Source organism: Microbispora sp. ZYX-F-249, assembly GCF_039649665.1.
Classification (GTDB): domain Bacteria; phylum Actinomycetota; class Actinomycetes; order Streptosporangiales; family Streptosporangiaceae; genus Microbispora; species Microbispora maris.
The window spans coordinates 100,066-116,870 of sequence record NZ_JBDJAW010000002.1 but is presented as its reverse complement, the minus strand read 5'-3'; the positions used below and the strand labels follow the sequence as shown (position 1 = coordinate 116,870).

Below are 16,805 nucleotides of genomic sequence, written 5' to 3'. Positions count from 1 at the left end.
CCGGGCAGGGTGTGACGACAGGACGGCGATTCTTCGGCAGAGTGCGCCGGTTCTTCCGATCGGCGGCGGTCGGTAAACACTGAGCATGCCTAGCGTCCGCATCGGGGTCGACACGGGCGGCACCTTCACCGACGTCGTGCTCGTCGACGAGGAGTCCGGCCGGATCGTCACGACCAAGACTCCCTCGACTCCCGCCAACCCGGCCGACGGGTTCATGGCAGGCGTGCACAAGGTGCTCGAGGCCCACGCGGGGTCCCGTGCCCTCGACGCCGTCTCCGCCCTCGTCCACGGCACCACCGTCGCCACCAACCAGTTGCTGGAGGACCGTCCGGACGGCACGTCACACCTGGGGTTCGTCACCACGGAGGGCTTCGAGTTCGTCCTGGAGATCGCGCGGCAGAGCGTGCCGGACGGCTACGGCAACTCCTATTTCTGGGTCAAACCCCCGCGGATCGTGCCCGTGCACCGGGTGCGTACCGTGGGCGGACGGCTCGACCACCTCGGCCGGGAGGTCCGGCCGTTCGACGAGGCGCAGGCCGTACGGGCCGCCCGGTGGTTCAGGGAGCGCGGCGTCACCGCGATCGGGGTGTGCTTCCTGCACTCCTACGCCAACCCGGAACACGAGCGGCGGATGCGCGAGGTGCTGGAGCGCGAGCACCCCGAGGCGGTCGTGTCGCTGTCGAGCGACGTGCTGCGGGAGTACCGCGAGTACGAGCGGTCGGTGACCACGCTGGTGGACGCGGCGGTCAAGCCGATCATGCGGCGGTACATCGACAACCTGTCGGAGCGGCTCGGCCGGCCGTTCTCGGTCATGAAGAGCAACGGCGGCGTGCTGTCGGCGGCCGAGGTGGTGCACCAGCCGATCACGACCGTGCTGTCCGGCCCGGCGGCGGGGGCGCTCGGCGCGGCGCTCGTCGCGGGGACCGCCGGGCACCCGAGCGTCATCACCCTCGACGGGGGCGGCACCTCGACCGACGTGGCGGTCGTGGTGGACGGGGAGCCGTCGCTGACGACCGAGGGCAGCATCGGCCGCTACCCGTGCAAGATCCCCATGATCGACATCGTCACGGTCGGGGCGGGCGGCGGGTCGATCGCCTGGATCTCGCCCGAGGGGACGCTGAAGGTCGGCCCGAGGTCGGCGGGCGCGGATCCCGGCCCGATCTGCTACGGCAGGGGCGGCACCGAGGTGACCGTGACCGACGCGCACGTCTTCCTCGGGCGGGTGCCTCCGCATCTGCTCGGCGGCGAGATCCCCCTCGACGTCGCCGCCGCGCGGGCGGGCGTGGCGGCGCTGGCGGACCGGCTGGGGCTGACCCCGGAGCGCTGCGCCACCGGCATCCTGGAGATCAGCGCGTTCAACCAGTCGAACGCGATCCGGCAGATCACCGTGCAGCGCGGCCTCGACGTGCGGGACTTCCCGATGGTCGCCTTCGGTGGATCGGGGCCGCTGCTGGCCTGCCGCCTCATCGACATCCTCGGCCTGCCGGCCGCGATCGTCCCGCCGGACCCCGGGAACGTGTCCGCGTTCGGCCTGCTCACCGTCGACGTGAAGAACGACTACGTCCGCACGCACGTCGCCCGCGACCCCTCGCCCGAGGCGGTCGCCGACATCCTCGGCGACCTGGAGGCCCAGGCCGCCGCCGCGCTCGACCGTGAGGGCTTCGCCGAGCACGTGTACGCGCGCAGCGCCGACCTGCGCTACTACGGCCAGGCGTACGAGGTGCGCGTGCCCGCCCCCGACGGCCCCTTGGACGAGGCGTGGCTCGGCGCGGTCGCCGAGCGGTTCCACGCCGAGCACGAGAGGCTCTACGGGTACGGCTACCGTGCCGATCCCCGGCACGCCGTCGAGTGGGTCAACCTCCGGGTGTCCGGCATCGGCCCGATCGTCCGGCCGAAGATCGCGCGCAGGCCCCGCCAGGAGGACGAGCCGAGCCCGGTCGCGACCCGCGACGTCTACTACGAGCGGTGGGGCCGCACCGTGATCTACCGCCGGGGCGACCTCGGCGCGGGCGCGGTCGTGCGCGGCCCCGCCGTGATCGAGGAGTACGGCTCGACCCTGCCGGTGCATCCCGGCTTCACGGCGACCATGGACGACTACGGCAACCTCGTGGTGGTGAGCGATGACCGGTAGGACCGCCGACCCCGTGCTCGTGGAGATCGTGGAAGGCACGCTCGCCTCGGTGGAGAAGGAGGTGGAGACGGCGATCGCGCGGACGGCGAGGTCGCCCATGATCCGCGACGCCCACGACTTCCGCGCCGGCATCCACGACGTGCGGATGCGCAAGCTGACCGGGCGGTCCTACTCGGCGCTGGTGCAGCCGGTCGTCCGTGACTTCCCGGTGGACACGATGCGCCCGGGCGACGTGTTCTTCCACAACGACGTGTACCTGTCCGAGGGCGGCATCGGGCACCTGCCCGACCTGTGCGTGACGGTGCCGGTCTTCCACGAGGGCGAGGTCGTCGCGTTCGTCCAGGCGTTCGGTCACCACGACGACATCGGCGGCGCCGTGCCGGGTTCCATGCCGTCGCACGCGCGCAGCGCGTTCGAGGAGGGCCTGATGGTCCCGCCGATCAAGCTGTGGGACCAGGGGGTGCCCAACCGTGCCGCGCTCACGATCATGACGCGCAACTCCCGCATGCCCGACAGCCTCGCCGGCGACCTCGACGCCGAGTGCTCGGCCTGCCTCATGGGCGCGCGGCGGCTCGGCGAGCTGTTCGGCCGCTACGGCCGGGAGGCGGTCGAGGTGTGCTTCGACGCGATCGTCGGCAAGACGACCGAGACCTTCCGCCGCGAGCTGCTCGCCAAGATCCCCGAGGGTGTGCACGTCTGGGAGGACTACGCCGAGCATGACGGCGTGGACGAGCCGCGCCTGCACGCCCAGCGGATCACGCTCACCGTCGACCACTCGGCGGACACGCCGCTGACCATCGACTTCACCGGCACCTCACCGCAGGCCAAGGGGCCGATCAACCACGCGGGCGACTACGCCGACGGGGTGTTCCTGAAGAAGTGGCTGGCGCCGATCCTGCGCAACCTCGCCGACACCCCCGAGCGGATGGCCCAGCTCGACGTCAACGAGGGCGTCGTGCCACTGATCAAGATGGTCTTCCCGGAGAAGGGCACGCTGCTCACGCCGATCTTCCCCGCGCCCACCAACGCCCGTACGTTCGTGATCCTGCGACTGCTCGGGGTGCTGGCCGGCGTGCTCGCCAAGGCGACCGGCGGCCGCATGCCGGCCGACCAGGAGACCATCCGCTACACCGGCGTGTACGGCGAGTCGGACGACGGGCCCTACCTCATGCGCGAGGTGCTGGGCGGCGGGTCGGGCGGGCGCTGGTACGCCGACGGGGAGGACACCATCCACGTGGTGCCCGACAGCCGCAACATCCCGGTGGAGTTCGCCGAGGCGCGCTGGCCGTTCCGGGTGGAGCGGCTGGGCCTGGCCGTGGACAGCGGCGGCCCGGGGGAGTTCCGCGGCGGGCTCGGCTACGACAAGCACATCCGCATGCTGCGCGACGCCTCCTTCATGTCGATCGCCGACCGCTCGATCCTGTCGTGCTGGGGTGTGAACGGCGGCCGGGCGGGCCGTCCCTTCCAGGTCACCGTGGACGGTGTGGAGATGGAGGGCCTGGTCGACGACTTCCCCGTACGCGCCGGGCAGGTCATCCGCATCCGGACGACGGGCGGAGGCGGCTGGGGCTCGCCGTACGACCGGCCGGCCGAGACGGTGGCCGCCGACGTCCGCGACGGGAAGGTCTCGTTCGAGGGCGCGCGGGAGGACTACGGCGTCGTGCTGACCGGCACCCGCGACAGCGTCGTGGTGGACGCGGAGGCGACCGAGCGCTTGCGGGAGCGGCTGCGCGAAACGCGTCCCCCCGCCTTCTTCGACCGCGGCCCCGGCTATCCCAAACTCTCCGGCGGCCTCCCGTACGCGGAGGTGGACACCGTCTGACACGAGCCGGAAGGGCGGCGCTCACGCGGCCCCCGCCCCTGTGCCCGCACGAGCCGCCGGGCCTCGGCCGCCCCGAGGAGGTTCTTCTGCATCGTCCCCGGGTTTCGCCGGACCGTTCCGTGCGCTCTCGCACCGGTGATTGGCGGCGGTGTCCGTGGGTAGCCGTCCAGTGACGGCACAAAAGGGATGGTGAGCTACAAATGGCATCTATCGTGCAGCGCATCAGGGAGTACCTGCAGAGCCCCAAGGGCCGGGAGAACGTCGAGAAGGCCAAGACCATGACGCGTGATCCGGAGAACCGGCAGCGGATGCGCCGGCTGATGGACCAGTGGCGCGGCCATCGCACCCACCGCTGACGCGTTCGTGACCCCGGGCCGGGCCAGGACGACGACGCCCCGGCCGGCCGAGCGGGGGCGCGGCCGCCGTGACCGGGCCGGACGCGGGCGCCCGATCCGCTCTGGTCGACGGCGTGGGCCGCGCCCGCGTCCGAGCCGGGGGCAGGGGCCGCCGGACCGTCCGGCGGCGACGTCCGAGCCGGGGGCAGGGGCCGCCGGACCGTCCGGCGGCGACGTGGACGACGGCGCGGCTCGCCCGCTACCGCCCGCTGGGCTGCTGAGAGGTCTCCTGACCGTCCGCCCGGTCAGGAGCGAGCGGCACGGGCACGCGCTCCACCCGGATCGCGTGCACCTCGTCGCGGGGCACGACCACCTCGTACGCGCCGTGGTCCACAAGCCAGTAGCCGAGCGCCTCGGCCTTCAGGCCGTTGTGGCCGGTGTAGGCGATGTGCAGGCCGCCCTCGCCGCCGTCGCCGCCGTCGTCCTCGTCGAGCACGAGGCACGGCTCGCCCCCGAAGGCGCCGACCGTGCGCAGCAGGGTGAGCCGCTCCAGCGTGGAGCGGTTCACCCGCAGCCGCCAGTAGCCGCCGGCGGCGGTGAAGCCCTCCTGCGGGGTCTCGCTGAACAGCACCACGTCGTCGCCGCCGGGCCCGACCGCGGCGGCGTAGTCACGGTCGCGGTAGCGGGCGACGAATCCCAGGCCGACCGGCTCGATCTCGCTCATCGCGCCGGCCGCCAGGTCAGGCCGTCGTACCCGGCGAAGGGACGCTCCCCGGCCGCGGTGAGGTGCACGATCTCCGCGCCCGCCGGGATCGGCATGGGCATCGTGTGGAACTGCGGCACCACCTGCTCGCGCGAGGCGGTGAAGCCGTTCCCGGTGAAGGGCGGTGCATCGCTCCAATCACCGCCCATGTGCGGCCCGTACGGGACGACGTAAGTGTCGATGTCCCGTGCGTCCCAGCGCATGATGTACAGCTCGGGCACGTCCGGTGTCAGCTCCGATCCGTCGAAGCACAGGTCGAGGGCCTCGACGAGCGCGGCGGGGGTGGTGAGGCGGTCGCAGTCCTGCACCCGGTAGACGTATCCGGAGATGATCGTCCGGCGGCCCGACAGGTACGGCACGAGCAGCCGCGGCGGAACCACCTTCTGCATCCGCGTCCTGCGTCCCGGCTCGCTCATGGGGCCAAGTTTACGATCTGCCGGCTCCGAGCCGGCGGTGTTCGAGCGAGGGGAGGGTCGCGCGCGCGGTCTCGGTCCACGCCGCGTCGATCTCCGCCGGCAGCACGCCGGGGCCCGTGCCCAGGTCGTGGCGGGCGACCCCCATCGGGTCGACGAGCATGCTGCGGCCCACACCGAACCCGTCCGGTATGGCAGGGTTGGGCGCCTGGCCGACCGCGATGGTCCAGGTGGTGTTCTCGATGGCCCTCGCCCTGACGAGGGTCGTCCAGTGGTCCTCCTTCAGCGGCCCCGAGCCCCAGGCGGCGATCACCGCGAACGTGTCCGCGCCACGGTCGACCAGTGCGCGGGCCAGTTCGGGGAAGCGGACGTCGTAACAGGTGATCAGCCCGATCCTGAGCCCGGCCAGCTCCACCACCGCCGGCTCGTCTCCCGGCGCGACCAGTTTCGACTCCTTCGCGCCGAAGGAGTCGAACAGATGGATCTTCCGGTAGGCCGCCGCGAGCGAGCCGTCCTCGCGCAGGGCGACCGCGGTGTTCCAGACCCTGCCGTCCGCGGCGGGCTCGAAGACGCCGGCGATGACCGCGGTGCCGTGTTCCCGCGCCGCCTCGGCGAGGCCGGTGACGAACGGGCCGTCGAGCGGCTGGGCCGTCTCGACGATCCGCGGGCCGAACCGGGCGAGCGTCGCTTCGGGGAACACGGCGAGGTCCGCTCCCCGCGCCCGCGCGAGAGCGTCACGCACGGTCGCGAGGTTGGTCTCCGGGTCGTGGTCGACGGGGATCTGGCACAGCGCTACGCGGGTCACGGACCACAGTCTGCCCGGTCGTCTCCACACCCCACCAGATGCCCCGCGAAGTGCCCCACCAGGTGAGCGTGCGCCACACCCATTCCAGCGGGCCGTACCGGTGCCGGGCGAGCCACCACCGGCAGAAGACCGCCTGCGCGGCGACGGTGACGGCGGCGAGCACCACGAGGGCGGCTCCCGTGTCGTCGGCCTCCAGCAGCGGCATCGCCACCACGATCACCGTCGTGCCCGTCACGTAGTTGGTCAGCGTCATCCGTCCCAGCGTCTCGAACAGGGTGGCGCGCCGGGCGAGCAACAGGAACGCCGCCGCGTACGCGACCGCCCCGCACAGCGCCGCCGCCTGGTAGACCCCGCCGCCGGGCGGTGCGTGGTTCCACCACCAGGTCAGCCAGGCCGCGAGCACGGCAGCCGCCCCGCACACGACGCCGAGGAACGGCCCGCTGCCCAGGCCGTCCGCCCCGCCGAGGCGCGTCGGTCCTCTTCCCGGCTCCGTACCCGGGGCGGCGGCCAGGCCGAGCAGGAACAACGCGGTGATCAGCACGTACGGGTGGGAGTCGAGCACGGAGGCGACCAGCGTGCCGGAGCCGGCCAGCAGCACAGCCCACCGGGGCAGGAGGCTCGCCGGCAGCAGGACGAGCGCCCCCAGCAGCGCGTACGGCAGCAGCACCTCGCCCGGGTCGATCAGGGTGTGCGCCGCGCCCAGCACGGCGAGCACGGCCAGGCGCCGGAGCATGACGACGCGCGGGCGCCGCGTGCGCCGCCGCGCCGAGCGCAGGAACAGCGCGAAGGACAGCCCGAACAGGAAGGCGAACATCGGGTAGAAGCGGCTCTGGAACAGGTTCGTCATCACCCAGTCCAGCGAGGTGGGCGCCCGCCGCACCGTCTGCTGCCACGCGTTGACGAGCATGATCCCGCACACGGCGAACCCGCGCAGCGCGTCCACCCGCCGGATCCTGCCTGCCGTCAGGCTCACCCTCCGGCCCCTCCTTGTCAGCCTCTTCGCGAGCCGGGCGGCCAGAGCACCAGCACGCGCGTCTCCCGCTCGCGGACGTGCACGACGACGTCGGCCGTGCCGCCGAACCCACGCGCCGACAGCGCGTCCCGGTCGGCGACCAGGTGCCGCAGCCACCGTTCCTGCTCCATCATCGCAAGCTGCTCGATCTCGTGGTCCTCGAAGGAGAGACGCGGCTCGGGCTCCGCACGGGAAGCGAAGGCGCAGCCGATGCCCCGACAGCTTGCGGGGCGGCCTGATCGCCGGGGGCTGCCCGGTCACCCGGCCAGGCCCGGTCACCAGGGGAGGGGTTCCAGTTCGCGGTCGACGCGGCGCCAGTCCAGCACCGCGCCGATGACCGGGTGCGCCTCCCCGAGGATCCGGCGGAGCTGGACGAGCAGGGGCTCGCGCAGCATCCGGGCCTCGTCGGTCCGCCCGACGTCGCGCAGGGTCACGGCCAGGTCGGCCTCGCAGATCAGTGTCGTGGGGTGGTAGGCGCCGAGAACCGCGCGCAGCCGTTCGAGGGTGTCCCGCTGCAGCCTCTCGGCTTCGGCGTGGTCCTGCAGGTCTCCCAGCGCGTTGGCCAGGTTGACGGCGCAGGCGAGTGAGAAAGGGTGATCGGACCCGATCCTGCGCCGCAGCGTCTGGAGGGTACGGGTGCCCAGCGCCCGGCTCTCGGCGAACTCACCGAGGTGCCGCAGGTAGATCGTGAGGTTGCCGGCCGCGATCAGCGTGTACGGGTTGTCCGCGCCCAGCGTGCTCTCGTAGCTCGCCCGGACCTCGGCGGCGAGGTCGAGCGCCCGCCGTGCGTCGCCCGCCGCGGCGAGATCGCAGGCGAGACTCAGTTTGCACGCGACGGTCTCGGGTGAGTCGGGGCCGAAGCGCCGGAGACACCGCTCGTAGGTCGCCTCGGTGAGCCGCCGCGCCTCCGCGAGCGCGCCGGTCTCTCGCAGGGACACGGCGAGGCTGCGCGCGGTGCTCAACCTGTCGGGGAGCTCGGGGCCGGCCACCTCGGCGTAGCTGTTCAGCGTCTCGCGCAGCAGGTCGGCCGACTTCGCGTACTCCCCGGCCTCGCGGATGTCCAGAGCGAGGTTCGCCTCGGATAGGAGCGTGGAGGGGTGGGCGGGGCCGAGCACCTCGCGACGCTTGTCCGCGGTCTCCTGGTCGAGCCGGCGGGCGGCGTTGAAGTCCCCGGCGTGCCGCAGGGCGACGGCCAGGTTGTGGGACGCCGCGAGGACGCGCGGGTGGTCGTCGAAGAACAGCTCCTTCGTGCGCTCGTAGGTCTCCTGCTCCATCCGCAGCGACTCGGTCGGCTCGCCCAGGGCGCGCAAATCGGCGGCGAGGCTGCCGGCCGTCTGTAGCGTGTGCGGATGCGGGTCGGGCAGCACCCGGCGCTGGTCTTCGAGGATCGCCCGGTTGAGATCGCACGCCTCGCGGTACCTGCCCTGGGAACGCAGCACGTTCCCCAGGTGGAACCGCAGGTGGAGCGTCTGCCGGTCGTAGTCGCCGAGCTTCCTGATCCACAGCTCCTCCAGGCGGCGGCCGAGATCGAGCGCCCGGTCGAACTCGCCGCGCCGCCACAGGTACCGCACGCGGTCGACCAGCAGTTGCCGGGTCTCCTCCTCGTCGCAGTCCTGCGCGCTGGACGGGGCGAGGTGCGGCCAGATCTCGTCGTACCGCGGCCAGTTGCCGGGGTCGTCGGTGCCGCCCTCGCGCGGGCGGGCGCCCAGGAGGATGCGGTGCACCTCGTGGACGGTGCGCTCGCGCTCGTCGTCGTCCATCTGGTCACGCAGCACGGCCTGCACGAGTCTGTGCACCTGCACCGAGCTGTTGCGCTGGTCCACCTTGGCGAGGGCGAACCTGTGCAGCTCGCGCACCAGCCGCCCGATCATGATCTTCTCGCGCAGCGAGTCGTCGTACGGGATCAGGCAGCGCACGGTCTCGTCGCCGTACAACATGGACAGCGACACCGGTTCCGCGGCGAAGAAGGCCAGCAGCTGGAGCAGCCGGACCGCCGCGGGTGACTTCTCCCGCAGGCGCTCGATGGACACGTTCCAGGTGGCGGCGACCGAGGTCGGGTAGGTCGGGGAGTCCCCGAGTGCGAGCGTCCGCTCAAGCTGCTCGGACAGCGTGCCGACGTACTCGTCCACGCTCATGCCGCTCTCCTGCAGCCACGCGCCGGCCTGCTCGATGGCGAGCGGCAGGTCGCCCAGCGCGGCGGCCACCCGACCGGCGTCCCCGTCGCTGAGATCGGCCACCCGGCGCCGCAGGTGCTCCAGACTCTCCTCCCGGGTGAAGACGTCGACCTCCAGCGGCATGGCGATCCGCGACCAGGCCTGGCTCCGCGACGTGATCAGCACGTGCCCGGTGCCCCCCGGCAGGTAGGTCTGCACGTCCTCCGCGCTGTCGGCGTCGTCGAAGATGAGCAGCCAGCGGGCGTACGGCTCGCCTCGCCCCAACGCGTCCTTGGCCGCCAGCGCCGCCTCAGCCAGGTTGTCGCCGATCCTCATGCCCAGCCGCTCGGCCAGATCGGCCATCGCTCCGTTCAGCAGTTCCGGCTGCTCCGCCGGCACCCACCACACGACGTCGTAGTCGCTCATGAACCGGTGGGCGTACTCGATGGCCAGCTGGGTCTTGCCCACGCCGCCGAGTCCTAACAGGGCCTGGGCGCGGCCCTCCTGCGCCTGGGTCACCACGGCCGGGCTGCCGCCGGCGAACCGGTCGCGCAGCCGCTCCAGCATCTCGCCGCGGCCCGTGAAGGCGGCGTTCCTCGTCGGCAGGTTCACGATGGCCGGCTGGATGCCGGGATACCGCGGCGTCCCTCCCCGCCCGGCGGCCTCGGCCCCCGACGGGCGGCCGAGGGCGCGCAGCAGCGCGGCGGCCGCGTGCTGCTCGTCCAGCCGGAACAGGTCCAGCGCGGGCGGGTCGGCGTACGGCCGCGGGAGCCGTACGTCCGACACCCGGACGGCGACCAGATCGGCCGACGGCGCGGCGAGGCCCCCGGCGGCGCGCCATGTCTCCCGTGCCCGCCCCGAGCGCAGGTAGGCGGGGGACAGCAGCGCGACCGTGCGGCCCGCCGCCTCCGGCGTCCGCGACTGCCCGCTCGCGTCCTCCTCGCGCTCGCCCCCCTGCGTACGGACCCGCATGCCGGCCCGCGTCAGCACGGCGGTGATCCAGTCCGCCCACAGCCGGTCCTCGGGGACGTGACTCAGGGTGACGTCCTCCGACAGCGACGGGCGGCGCCGGACGAACAGCTCCCGGTAACTCAACCGCAGGTCCTCGTCCAACGGGGGAAGGGACGGCACGCGGCCCCCGGTGATGACGTTCGTGAGCCGCTCGTAGGCGGCCAGCAGCGAGCCGGGCGAGCCGGGCGCGTCGCCGAAGGCCGCCAGGGTCTCCTCGTACGCGTAGAACGGCTTGTAAGGGATCTCGACGGCGCCCCAGTAACTGCCGGCCTGGTCCTGGCCGATGCCGCTGGGGAACTCCTCGAACCGGCTCCGGGCGAAGGCCCGGCCCGTGTCGAGCTTCTCCTTCTCCGTGTCGTCCACGCGCATGGGGACCGGCAGGATCCTGATGCGGCGGTCGGAGAACCGCTCGGCGATCTCCGACGCGACCCGCGCGGCCCCCTCGATGCTCTGGTCGCTGAGCGTGAAGCAGGTGACCACGGTGTCGGGGAGGTGGACCGTGCAGATGCCGGCGACGTCGCTCAGACCGGTGCGGCTGTCGATGAGCACGTAGTCGTAGCCGCGCCGCATGTCCATCCGCAGGGCGTCGAGGAACTGCCCGCCGCCCAGCCGCTCGTAGAAGTTGTCCCAGTCGAAGGTGGACACCAGGGAGGAGTAGTCGCGGTCCTGCCGTCCGGCGGGCAGGAAGCCGAGGGAGCCGCCGTCGGGGAAGTGGGGCCACTCGACCGGGACGACGTGCCGCCCCACGTCCGCGTACCGGGTGTGCCAGTCGGCGGGCCGGGAACCGGGGCGCGTCGAGGCCCAGGCGAAGCCCGCGATCAGATCGATCACGCCGGCCGTGCCGGCGATCATCTCCTCGTCGAGGAAGGGCCGGAAGAACTTGTGCAGACCGGGGGACTCCAGATCCCAGTCGACGACCAGCACGCGGTGACCGTTGGAGGCGAGGATCCAGGCCGTGTTGGCCAGCGCCATCGTCCTGCCCGTCCCTCCCTTGTAGGAGTAGAAGGTGACGATGTGGCCGTCCCGGAACTCGCTCATTGCCTCCCCTTCCGTCCTGGCGGTTCGTCGGGCGCGGCATCTTCGGGTGCCCGGTCCTCCGGCGTGAGCGGCCACAGTCGCGGGCGGCCGCTGCGAGGCACCGGCTGCGCCGGCTTCGCCGGCAGCGGTGCGCGCAGGGTGGCGCCATCGGGCCGAGATTCTTGGGGTGGTGAGGAATGCAGCCGCACGGAGAGGACCCGTAGAACCACGCGTCCCGCGGTGCCGTAGCCGTGGCCGTCGTGTGGGCGAGGACGGCTATCGGCGCAGCTCCTTGTAGCGCTGCACGAACCGGTTGGGGTTCTCGTCCTCGGGATGCGTACGAGGCGTGTGCGCGTAACTGATGAAGAGATACGGGAGACGGCCTTCAGCGCCCGAGGTACCAGCCACCCCACCTCCCGCGCTCCGCCGGTCACTTCACTATAGGCTTGCGCCGCAGGGGCGACAGGAATGCCGGATTCCTTCTCTGCTCGTCCTCGTTTTCGGACAGCCGTTTCCCGGTCGTCCGGCATCACGCCGTTGTCGTTGGCGCGTGTCGGCCCTCGGCGGTCGCGGATAGGGTGAGGGCCGTGAAGGAGCCGCTGGTGCGGCGGATGCGGGAGTTCGGCACAACCGTGTTCGCCACGATGACGAAGCTGGCCGTGGAGACGGGCTCGATCAACCTGGGCCAGGGTTTCCCGGACACCGACGGGCCGGAGCGCATGCTGGAGCGGGCGGTCGAGGCCGTGCGGAGGGGTCTCAACCAGTACCCGCCCGGGCCGGGCCTCCCCGAGCTGCGCCAGGCGGTCGCCGAGCACCGCAAGCAGTGGTACGGCCTCGCCTACGACCCGGACGGGGAGGTCCTCGTCACCGTCGGCGCCACCGAGGCCATCGCCGCGGCGGTCCTCGCGCTCTGCGAACCGGGCGACGAGGTGATCGTGTTCGAGCCGTACTACGACTCCTACGCCGCGGCCATCGCGCTCGCGGGAGCCGTGCGCAGGGCGGTGACGCTGCGCGTCGACGCGGGGCGGTTCACCTTCGACCCGGCCGAGCTGGAGGCCGCCGTCACGCCCCGCACCCGGGTGATCCTGGTGAACTCGCCGCACAACCCGACCGGCACCGTGTTCACCCGGCAGGAGCTGGAGTGCGTGGCCCGCGTGTGCCGGGAGCACGACCTGATCGCGGTCACCGACGAGGTCTACGAGCACCTCGCCTTCGACGGTGTGGAGCACGTGCCGCTCGCCACGCTGCCCGGCATGCGCGAGCGCACGGTCATGATCTCCTCGGCGGGCAAGACCTTCAGCGTCACGGGCTGGAAGACCGGATGGGTGTGCGCCCCGGCGCCGCTCATCGACGCCGTGCAGACGGTCAAGCAGTTCCTCACCTACACCGCGAGCGCCCCCTGGCAGATCGCGGTCGCGTACGCCCTGCGGGAGGAGATGGACTGGGTGGCCGCGCAGCGGGCGGCCCTGCAGGCCAAGCGGGACCGCCTCGTGGCCGGCCTGACCGAGGCCGGCTTCGACGTGCTCCGGCCCGCCGGCACCTACTTCGTGCAGACCGACATACGGCCGCTCGGGTTCGACGACGGGCTGGAGCTGGCGCGGCGGCTGCCCGAGCTGGCCGGGGTGGTCGCCATCCCGACCCAGGTCTTCTACGACCACCCCGCGCGGGGCCGTCACTTCCTGCGGTTCGCCTTCTGCAAGCGGGACGAGGTCATCGACGAGGCGGTGACCCGCCTTCGCGGTCTCGGCGCCGGCTGAGTGGAGAAGGTTTGATAGCCCAGCGTTATCGGTCCTATACTCTCCGTTGGTGGTATCACGCTGATACCGCGCCGTACCATGGAGGCATGGCCATGACGCTTCGACTGAGTGACGAGCAGACCGAGGCCCTCCGGCGGCGCGCCGAGAAGGAAGGCCGGAGCATGCAGCAGATCGCTCTTCACGCGATCGACGACTACCTCGCCCGCGTCGCCGACGATGAGTACACCGACCTGCTGGCCGAGAAGGGGGCGCAGCGTTTCGCCGACCTCCTGCGCAGGCTGGGGGAGTGACCCGCTACATCACCCTTGAGCAGGCGCTGAGGATCGCCCGTCACGCGACGGGGGCGCCGATCGAGGTTCGTGACATCGGGCTCCTGGAGGCGGCCCTCCTGCGTCCGCGGACGTCGTTGTTCGGGCGGGACGCCTACCCCGATCTGCTGACCAAGGCCGCGGCCATCCTGCACTCGATCGTCTCCAACCATCCGTTCGTGGACGGCAACAAGCGAGCCGCCTGGCTCACGATGTACGTTTTCTGCGCAAAAAACGGGGTGGAGATCGAGCCGCGGGACGACGATGTCGCCTACGACTTCGTGATCGCGGTGGCGTCGGGGAAGCTCACCGAGGTCGACGAGATCGCGGACGTGCTGCGCGGCTTCACCGCCTCTTAAGCACCCGGACCGTGCCGAAGGCGACGAGCGGGGTCGCCAGCCACAGGAAGGGCACCACGTCGACCGCCCACGCGCTCGCCAGCGCGGTCAGCAGCCAGTAGATCCCGATGGCCCAGTAGACCCAGGTGTTGACGCGCAGGCGGGGCAGGTCGGTGTCCGGCCGGTGCAGGCGCTGCGCCGGCACCAGAGTGAACAGCGCGGCCTGGGACAGCAGCAGGATGGCCTCGTTGCCGCCGAACATCCCGGTCACCAGGGCCCTGCTGCTCGCCGTGAGGTGGCCGGCGTTGGCCTCGCCGAAGAGCGACGTCGTGTACGGCAGGAAGGCCACGAAGAACAACAGCGGGATGTGCAGCAGGAGCACCGGCTGGGACACCCGCTCGATCTGGTCGAACAGCGTGTGATGGGCCCGCCAGGCGAACCAGAGCATCAGGAAGGCGATGGCGAAGGCCATGAAGGAGCCGAAGTGGTCGCCGAAGAACGCCCCCAGCCGCTGGAAGTCCGCACCCTCCGGGCGGGGGAGCTCCAGGGCGAGCAGCGTGATGGCGATCGCGAAGATGGCGTCGGCGAAGACGCCGACGCGCTCGTGGGTGAGCCCGGGACGCACCTGGGGGGTGGCCATGTGTCTCCAATAAAAGGGGGGCAGTGGCGAGCATTGTGGCAGAAGTCACTCGCGATAAAAGTCGGCCCGATGCCGCTGACGGCCGAAGCCCCTGCACCCGGACCGCCTTCCCGCCGCCTCACAGGGAACGGCGCCGCCGCCCGGTGCCGAGCTTGGTGAAATGTGCCCATGGATGTGGCAGGGGTGGGCGAGACTCGCCAATGAAGGCCCGGGTGGGGCTGGATAGTTTCCGGGTGTGGGCGGACGCGTACTGATCGCACTGGGCGGCAACGCCATGACGGCTCCCGACGGGAGCGCGTCCCCGGCCGACCAGCACCGGGCGATCCGCGAGGCGATGGCCCACGTGGCGGCGCTCATCAGGGCCGGGCACGAGGTGGTGCTCACGCACGGCAACGGCCCCCAGGTCGGCAACATCCTGCTGAAGAACCAGCTCAGCGCGCACGTCGTGCCGCCGGTGCCGCTCGACTGGTGCGTGGCGCAGACGCAGGGCACCATCGGCACCCTCGTCATGAACGCCCTGCAGCGCGAACTCGGGGACGCGCGGGTCGCGACCGTCGTCACCCGCACGCTCGTGGACCCGGCCGATCCGGCCTTCCAGGACCCGGTGAAGCCGATCGGACGGTACTTCGGGGAGGGCGAGGCGCGCCGCTTCGAGGGGCACGGCCAGGCCTGGCGGCGCTTCGAACGCGGCTGGCGGCGGGTGGTCGCCTCGCCGCGCCCCGTGGAGATCCTGGACGCCTCCGCCGCGGTCGCGCTCATCGAGGCCGGCTTCACCGTCGTCGCCGCCGGAGGCGGGGGAGTGCCGGTCGTGCGCGGCGCGGACGGCACATTGACCGGGGTCGAGGCCGTGATCGACAAGGACCTCGCCGCCGCCGCGCTGGCCGCCGCCGTCGGCGCCACCGATCTCGTCATCGCGACGGACGTGCCGAACGCGATGGTGGACTTCGGCACGCCCCATGCCCGTCCGATCGGGGAGATAGAGGTCGCCGCCCTGCGTGAGCTGCAGGCCGCCGGCCACTTCGCCGGGGGCAGCATGGGGCCCAAGGTCGAGGCCGCCGTGCGCTTCGCCGAAGACGGCGGGGGACGGGCGGTGATCACCTCGCTGCACCACATCGGTGCCGCGCTGTCAGGAAATATCGGTACGAGGGTGTACAGAGGGGTGGAGGCATAGTGCCGGATCCGATCGAGGTACGGAAGGTCCCCATCGAGAGCGTCACCGACGCCTCCGGGCTGGCGAGGCTGATCGACGACGGCGTGATCGAGGCCGACCGCGTGCTTGCCGTGATCGGCAAGACCGAGGGCAACGGCGGCGTGAACGACTACACGCGGATCCTCGCCGACCGGGCCTTCCGCGAGGTGCTCGTGGCCAAGGGCACCCGCACCGCCGAGGAGGTCGCGCAGGTGCCCCTGGTGTGGTCCGGCGGCACCGACGGCGTGCTCAGCCCGCATGCGACGATCTTCGCCACGATCGGCCCGGCGAAGGCCGTGCGGACCGACGAGCCGCGGGTGAGCGTCGGCGTGGCGATGAGCGAGGTGATCTTTCCCGAGGACATCGGCAGGCCGGCGATGGTCGAGAAGGTGGCCGCAGGGGTCCGCGAGGCCATGAAGATCGCCGGCATCGACGACCCGGCCGACGTCCACTACGTGCAGACCAAGACGCCGCTGCTCACGCTGTCCACGATCACCGACGCGAAGGAACGCGGCCAGACGGTCGTCACCGAGGACACGCTGAAGTCGATGGACATCTCCAACTCCACCACGGCGCTCGGCATCGCGGTCGCGCTCGGGGAGATCGAGATGCCGTCGGCCGAGCAGATCCACAAGGACCTGTCGCTCTACTCGTCGGTCGCCTCGTGCTCCAGCGGCGTCGAGCTCGACCGGGCCCAGATCGTCGTCGTGGGCAACGTGCGCGGGATCGGCGGGCGCTACCGCGCCGGCCACTCGGTGATGAAGGACGCCCTGGACGCCGACGGCATCTGGGAGGCCGTCCGGAGCGCCGGGATCGACCTGCCCGAGCGCCCGCACCCGGACGACCTGGGCGACCGGCTGGTCAACCTGTTCATCAAGTGCGAGGCGGACCCTTCGGGCCGGGTACGCGGGCGGCGCAACATCATGCTCGACGACTCCGACGTCCACTGGCATCGCCAGATCAAGGCGACCGTCGGCGGGGTGGCGGCGAGCGTGACCGGTGACCCGGCCGTGTTCGTCTCCGTGGCGGCGGTCCATCAGGGCCCGTCCGGCGGAGGCCCGGTGATCGCCATCGCCGACCTCGCGTGATCTTGTAGTTAGTCGCATCGATG

Annotated in this window: 15 protein-coding genes; 8 read left to right on the top strand and 7 right to left on the bottom strand. The window is 71.9% G+C overall.

Annotated elements, in window-relative coordinates; genetic code table 11:
- Nucleotides 1-85 precede the first annotated feature (85 nt).
- From AAH991_RS03050 to AAH991_RS03040, 3 genes are all read left to right on the top strand, one after another.
- The gene (locus tag AAH991_RS03050) at nucleotides 86-2,131 is read left to right on the top strand and encodes a hydantoinase/oxoprolinase family protein (RefSeq protein ID WP_346224178.1); all 2,046 of its coding nucleotides are present in this window, start codon (nucleotides 86-88) and stop codon (nucleotides 2,129-2,131) included.
- Nucleotides 2,121-3,953 (top strand): hydantoinase B/oxoprolinase family protein, encoded by a 1,833-nt coding sequence (locus AAH991_RS03045; RefSeq protein WP_346224177.1) that lies wholly within the window; start codon nucleotides 2,121-2,123, stop codon nucleotides 3,951-3,953. Before AAH991_RS03050 ends, AAH991_RS03045 begins: the two co-directional genes overlap by 11 nt.
- 200 nt (nucleotides 3,954-4,153) lie before the next feature.
- Nucleotides 4,154-4,309, top strand: coding sequence for a hypothetical protein (locus tag AAH991_RS03040; protein WP_346224176.1), 156 nt, complete (start codon nucleotides 4,154-4,156; stop codon nucleotides 4,307-4,309).
- A 238-nt stretch (nucleotides 4,310-4,547) separates the two neighbouring features.
- Here the strand turns inward: AAH991_RS03040 and AAH991_RS03035 are convergent, their stop codons facing one another.
- The 6 genes from AAH991_RS03035 to fxsT form a co-directional block, all read right to left on the bottom strand.
- On the bottom strand, nucleotides 4,548-5,012 hold the full coding sequence (locus AAH991_RS03035) for a hypothetical protein (protein ID WP_346224175.1): 465 nt from the start codon (nucleotides 5,010-5,012) through the stop codon (nucleotides 4,548-4,550).
- The gene (locus AAH991_RS03030) at nucleotides 5,009-5,467 is read right to left on the bottom strand and encodes a hypothetical protein (RefSeq protein WP_225898026.1); all 459 of its coding nucleotides are present in this window, start codon (nucleotides 5,465-5,467) and stop codon (nucleotides 5,009-5,011) included. Before AAH991_RS03030 ends, AAH991_RS03035 begins: the two co-directional genes overlap by 4 nt.
- A gap of 10 nt (nucleotides 5,468-5,477) precedes the next feature.
- Entirely contained in the window at nucleotides 5,478-6,269 is a 792-nt protein-coding gene (locus AAH991_RS03025) for a carbon-nitrogen hydrolase family protein (RefSeq protein WP_346224174.1), read from the bottom strand.
- Nucleotides 6,199-7,242, bottom strand: coding sequence for a DUF418 domain-containing protein (locus AAH991_RS03020; RefSeq protein WP_346224173.1), 1,044 nt, complete (start codon nucleotides 7,240-7,242; stop codon nucleotides 6,199-6,201). Before AAH991_RS03020 ends, AAH991_RS03025 begins: the two co-directional genes overlap by 71 nt.
- 17 nt (nucleotides 7,243-7,259) lie before the next feature.
- Complete coding sequence (locus tag AAH991_RS03015; RefSeq protein WP_346224172.1) at nucleotides 7,260-7,415, bottom strand: hypothetical protein; 156 nt, start codon at nucleotides 7,413-7,415, stop codon at nucleotides 7,260-7,262.
- 141 nt (nucleotides 7,416-7,556) lie between these two features.
- Nucleotides 7,557-11,483: an FxSxx-COOH system tetratricopeptide repeat protein gene (gene fxsT, locus AAH991_RS03010; RefSeq protein ID WP_346224171.1), complete on the bottom strand. Its 3,927-nt coding sequence runs from the start codon at nucleotides 11,481-11,483 to the stop codon at nucleotides 7,557-7,559.
- Nucleotides 11,484-12,049: 566 nt separating this feature from the next.
- Between fxsT and AAH991_RS03005 the strand changes: the two genes are divergently transcribed.
- The 3 genes from AAH991_RS03005 to AAH991_RS02995 all read left to right on the top strand — a co-directional run bounded on the left by AAH991_RS03005 (nucleotide 12,050) and on the right by AAH991_RS02995 (nucleotide 13,886).
- The gene (locus AAH991_RS03005; RefSeq protein ID WP_346224170.1) at nucleotides 12,050-13,219 is read left to right on the top strand and encodes a pyridoxal phosphate-dependent aminotransferase; all 1,170 of its coding nucleotides are present in this window, start codon (nucleotides 12,050-12,052) and stop codon (nucleotides 13,217-13,219) included.
- 92 nt (nucleotides 13,220-13,311) lie between these two features.
- Nucleotides 13,312-13,509, top strand: a complete 198-nt coding sequence (locus AAH991_RS03000) for a type II toxin-antitoxin system TacA family antitoxin (RefSeq protein WP_346224169.1) — start codon at nucleotides 13,312-13,314, stop codon at nucleotides 13,507-13,509.
- Nucleotides 13,506-13,886 carry a type II toxin-antitoxin system death-on-curing family toxin gene (locus AAH991_RS02995; protein ID WP_346224168.1) on the top strand — a complete coding sequence of 127 codons (381 nt, stop codon included), beginning with the start codon at nucleotides 13,506-13,508 and terminating at the stop codon, nucleotides 13,884-13,886. The genes AAH991_RS03000 and AAH991_RS02995 overlap by 4 nt, the downstream gene beginning before the upstream one ends.
- On the opposite strand, the gene AAH991_RS02990 is transcribed toward AAH991_RS02995, so the two are convergent.
- Complete coding sequence (locus AAH991_RS02990) at nucleotides 13,873-14,505, bottom strand: TMEM175 family protein (protein WP_346224167.1); 633 nt, start codon at nucleotides 14,503-14,505, stop codon at nucleotides 13,873-13,875. The genes AAH991_RS02995 and AAH991_RS02990 overlap by 14 nt on opposite strands.
- 235 nt (nucleotides 14,506-14,740) lie before the next feature.
- Here AAH991_RS02990 and AAH991_RS02985 point away from each other — a divergent pair, with 235 nt between their 5' ends.
- Together AAH991_RS02985 and bar are read left to right on the top strand one after the other, a co-directional pair.
- Nucleotides 14,741-15,676 (top strand): carbamate kinase, encoded by a 936-nt coding sequence (locus tag AAH991_RS02985; RefSeq protein ID WP_346224166.1) that lies wholly within the window; start codon nucleotides 14,741-14,743, stop codon nucleotides 15,674-15,676.
- Nucleotides 15,676-16,782 (top strand): barbiturase, encoded by a 1,107-nt coding sequence (gene bar / locus AAH991_RS02980; protein WP_346224165.1) that lies wholly within the window; start codon nucleotides 15,676-15,678, stop codon nucleotides 16,780-16,782. The genes AAH991_RS02985 and bar overlap by 1 nt, the downstream gene beginning before the upstream one ends.
- Nucleotides 16,783-16,805: the final 23 nt, after the last annotated feature.

Excerpts from the sequence above, each read along its gene's own strand:
- AAH991_RS03050 (WP_346224178.1), top strand. The coding sequence starts at position 86 with ATGCCTAGCGTCCGCATCGGGGTCGACACGGGCGGCACCTTCACCGAC.
- AAH991_RS03045 (WP_346224177.1), top strand. The coding sequence starts at position 2,121 with ATGACCGGTAGGACCGCCGACCCCGTGCTCGTGGAGATCGTGGAAGGC.
- AAH991_RS03040 (WP_346224176.1), top strand. The coding sequence starts at position 4,154 with ATGGCATCTATCGTGCAGCGCATCAGGGAGTACCTGCAGAGCCCCAAG.
- AAH991_RS03035 (WP_346224175.1), bottom strand. The coding sequence starts at position 5,012 with ATGAGCGAGATCGAGCCGGTCGGCCTGGGATTCGTCGCCCGCTACCGC.
- AAH991_RS03030 (WP_225898026.1), bottom strand. The coding sequence starts at position 5,467 with ATGAGCGAGCCGGGACGCAGGACGCGGATGCAGAAGGTGGTTCCGCCG.
- AAH991_RS03015 (WP_346224172.1), bottom strand. The coding sequence starts at position 7,415 with ATGATGGAGCAGGAACGGTGGCTGCGGCACCTGGTCGCCGACCGGGAC.
- fxsT (WP_346224171.1), bottom strand. The coding sequence starts at position 11,483 with ATGAGCGAGTTCCGGGACGGCCACATCGTCACCTTCTACTCCTACAAG.
- AAH991_RS03000 (WP_346224169.1), top strand. The coding sequence starts at position 13,312 with ATGACGCTTCGACTGAGTGACGAGCAGACCGAGGCCCTCCGGCGGCGC.
- AAH991_RS02990 (WP_346224167.1), bottom strand. The coding sequence starts at position 14,505 with ATGGCCACCCCCCAGGTGCGTCCCGGGCTCACCCACGAGCGCGTCGGC.